Source organism: Vibrio sp. M260118 (assembly GCF_036533755.1).
Classification (GTDB): Bacteria; Pseudomonadota; Gammaproteobacteria; order Enterobacterales; family Vibrionaceae; genus Vibrio.
The window spans coordinates 1-3,613 of the sequence record NZ_JATABG010000352.1; the positions used below are offsets into that span (position 1 = coordinate 1).

Genomic DNA, 3,613 nt, shown 5'->3' on the forward strand with positions numbered 1-3,613 from the left:
TTTCAGAGATGTCTGGTGAGGGTGTTCTCGAAGCATAATTGATGAAGCAGCTAGAAAAAAGGAGCCTCAGGCTCCTTTTTTGCGTTTTAGCCTGTTGTTTTCATTCTGGTTGTATCGATCCGTTTTTGCATCTCATTTTGAGAATCGGCCAGCTTAATTTTCTACCCTGTTTGTATCTCTCTGAAAGTTCTCGATAATATTCATCTAGATGAGTATGGTGTTTTTGGCATACACATTGCCTAGATCTACTCACAGGCCACAACATGGTGAGTTTTACCGTTTTTAGGAGGGTGTTATGGCGAACTCCAATGAAGTTATAGATACAGCGATCCCTTTTGGTGCAGAGTTCCAAGGTACCAATCTGTTTTCACCGCTACTATTTGACTCTGGTAGATTGCAAATCAGTGATGAAAATCGAGTTCGCGTTCGCTTCGCCCCGAAAAGCGTTGTTGCTGACCCGGACACTCTAGGGTCACTAACGATAAATGAATCTGGACGCTGGGAATACTCGGTCTATCACATTAAAACGCAATTTCTTGCGTTAGGTGAAAGAAAGGTCGAACTGTTTTCATTGACCTCGACCAAGGGTGAATCATTGATTATGACTCTTGTACTAATTGGCTCATCAGGCGGCGCGTTGATTGATGATCTTGGGACTAAGGTGTGCTTTGTTTAGCGACTCGCCTCAACTCATCGCAACTGGGTCATCACCTCGCGTTTGATTGTTTCTAAACGCTTCGGTAACTGACGGTGTCGTTTGGTGAGAAAATAGAGGGTCTCGACGACTTCATTACTTGGTTCAAAGATAGAGACACGCTGTTTGTCAGGGAATGAGTCAAGAGCACTTTTTGGCAGAACAGTGAAACCTAAACCATTGGCGACAGGCATCAAGATCTGATTCAACTGATTGATGTATCCGCTGACGGGAATGTCATCAATGTTCATTTTTTCCAGTTCAGACTCCCCACACTGAGCAAAATAGATAGAAAGATAGGTCACCGCATCTGGGTGCTGGATCAATCCTATCTCTTTGAGATCATCTTTTGTAAGTGTTTTCGTTGCGCGCTTTTTGGGTAACATCAAGCATAATGGCTCATTGCCTAGCACTTGTGAATCAAATCGAGAGTCAGAAGGTACTTGGGTTACTATGCCGATGTCAGTCTGCCCCGAGAGAACATCCGCGACGATCTTATGATGTGGCGCGGCTTCAAGTCGAGGAATCAGTTGTTGATGTTTACATTGTAAATTAAGCAAATGAGGGTACAGAAGCAGGGCGAGTGACCCAGAGCATGATAGAGAGACGCTGCCTGAATATGGGTCTTCCATATTGAGTGAGTTCAGTAACTCCGACTCTTGACGCTCAGCCTGAAGCGCATATTGATAGACTCTCTTTCCGGCCTCTGTAACTTCAAAGCTTTTGTTATGTCGTTCAATGAGTGGGTATCCACACGCTTGTTCTAGCTTTTTGATGTGCTGACTGACTCCTGGCTGAGTCATATAGAGCTTTTCGGCAGTTTTGGTGAAATGGCCTGTATCCATCAATGTCGCGAAGGTCTTGAGCCACGTTGGGTTAATCATCTCATCTTCTCATAACAAAATATTATCCAGATTAGTTTATGAGATAAAAATAAATTTTGATAACTAAAGTTTGTTTGTGAAGTGCAATCGGGAAATTAGTCGCTAATCTTGAACTTGGTAACAAATAAGTAATGCATTTATTAGATTTTTATTGTTATTATCGCGGCAATAGTCGGGGAGCCTAACCCATTTGGAAAGGGCTGAGATCGCGAAGCGAGACCCGTTGAACCTGATTCAGTTAGCACTGACGTAGGGAACTATACGCAGCCAGTTTGCAAACTCGGTGATTGGCTGTACTCGCATTCGATGAATTAGTCTCATTTCTTGAGTTCCTTTTCGTGGTCGAGAGTTCCTTTACGTCTTGTAGTAGGAGCATTTATGCCACATTCACAAGACACTACCCCAATTGTACTCACCATTGCTGGCTCTGACAGCGGTGGCGGTGCCGGTATTCAAGCCGACATCAAAGCTATGTCAGCGACAGGCAGCTATGCTTGCTCAGTGATCACCGCCATTACTTCACAAAATACCCAAGGCGTATCTGCTATCCACCCAATTCCCCTTGAGCATATTAAAAGTCAGCTCGATGCAGTGTTTAGCGATCTCAATGTAGTTGCAGTCAAAGTTGGCATGTTGGCCGATGCTGAGATCATCAAAGTTGTTGCAGCAAAGATTCGTCAGTATCAACCTAAACACTTAGTGGTTGACCCTGTTATGGTCGCAACCAGCGGCGACCTACTTTTAGAGCAATCAGCGATTTCAACCCTTAAACAAGAGCTACTACCGCTCGCTGATCTTATTACCCCAAACCTCCCTGAAGGTGCTGCCCTGATCGGTGTTGAAGTGCCGCAAGATGAAGAGCAAATGGGCGCAATGATTGAGTCACTTCGAGCGCTTGGTGCTAAGGCGGTACTGCTTAAAGGTGGTCATCTTGAACAAGGTGAAAACAGTAATGATCTTTTCATTGAGTTAAGTAGCAGTGAACTTATCGCCGCTAAACGGGTGGCGACAAAAAATACTCATGGAACGGGCTGTACGCTCTCATCGGCGATTGCTTCTTATCTCGCGCAAGGTTATAACTTGCACAAAGCGGTGCATCTTGGAAAACAATACATCTCGCAAGCCATTGCTCATGCTGATCAGTTAGAAGTGGGCCAAGGGCACGGTCCGGTGCATCACTTTTTCTGTGGGCACACCAATGTCCGTTAAGGCGACCAAGTGCGATGGAAACCGCTTTCTGGCAGCAAGGGTTAGCGATTAATCATTGAGGTTATTAGGGTATATAAATAAGTGCGAGTGGCAAAATCACTCGTACTTATAATGGCATCAATTTTACCGTTTCAAGTGGGGATTGAGGTGTGAAATTTCATTAAATTGACATTGTATTGATAAATTCTCCACACCTACTCAACTAATATTCAGCCTCTGTTTCTTGTTGTAGTGAATTCATATCGTGAAAAACTTCATCCGCGAAAAAGGCGAAGGTATCGTGTTGCTTATCGCTTTCTTGTTTGTGATCGCGCTCATGTCGATGTTGGTTGGTTATATTGATTTGCTCTCAGAGGTTACAGATATTACCGGACGGAGTTTCGCCCTATTAACAGCGTCAGCTGGCTCAAAAGGCTTTCTCATCACCCTTTCGATACTTGTTTTAGTTATGTGGAAAATAGTAGGTACTAACTCACACCTTGTGTCGAAGCTAGCACAACTGAGTATCATTTTAGTGATTGGTTTTGCTGCAAAAGTCGGGTTAAAACATATGACTGAGAGCCCGCGTCCTTATACTGAAATACTGTCACATCAATTGCTAATCCCTCAGCCGGCACATTTTTATAATCTTGATGCTACGCAGAAAGCGGAGGTGATTAGTGAGATTTCGCAAAAAGTCTCGTCATGGCGCACTAAGCACTGGCAAGGAGAGAAAGATTACTCATTTCCGTCTGGGCATACTATTTTTGCCGCGATCTGCTTAGCCTTTTTTGGCAGTTTATTTTGGCAAACGAAACATGTTGGCTTGGTCGTTGTGCTAGGAATA

Annotated in this window: 4 protein-coding genes and 1 riboswitch; of the genes, 3 read left to right on the forward strand and 1 reads right to left on the reverse strand. The window is 44.0% G+C overall.

Annotated elements, in window-relative coordinates; all coding sequences use genetic code 11:
• Positions 1-295 precede the first annotated feature (295 nt).
• Positions 296-676, forward strand: coding sequence for a VCBS domain-containing protein (locus QTO00_RS16550; protein ID WP_331425771.1), 381 nt, complete (start codon positions 296-298; stop codon positions 674-676).
• 14 nt (positions 677-690) lie between these two features.
• Here the strand turns inward: QTO00_RS16550 and QTO00_RS16555 are convergent, their stop codons facing one another.
• A complete protein-coding gene (locus tag QTO00_RS16555) occupies positions 691-1,578 on the reverse strand; it encodes a LysR family transcriptional regulator (RefSeq protein WP_331425772.1) in 888 nt (295 codons plus the stop codon).
• 163 nt (positions 1,579-1,741) lie between these two features.
• Positions 1,742-1,851, forward strand: a riboswitch (TPP riboswitch).
• 105 nt (positions 1,852-1,956) lie between these two features.
• Here QTO00_RS16555 and thiD point away from each other — a divergent pair.
• Both thiD and QTO00_RS16565 read left to right on the forward strand, forming a co-directional pair.
• Positions 1,957-2,787, forward strand: a complete 831-nt coding sequence (thiD, locus tag QTO00_RS16560) for a bifunctional hydroxymethylpyrimidine kinase/phosphomethylpyrimidine kinase (RefSeq protein ID WP_331425773.1) — start codon at positions 1,957-1,959, stop codon at positions 2,785-2,787.
• 244 nt (positions 2,788-3,031) lie between these two features.
• Positions 3,032-3,613: phosphatase PAP2 family protein (locus QTO00_RS16565; RefSeq protein WP_331425774.1), on the forward strand; the 582-nt coding region annotated here is incomplete at its 3' end.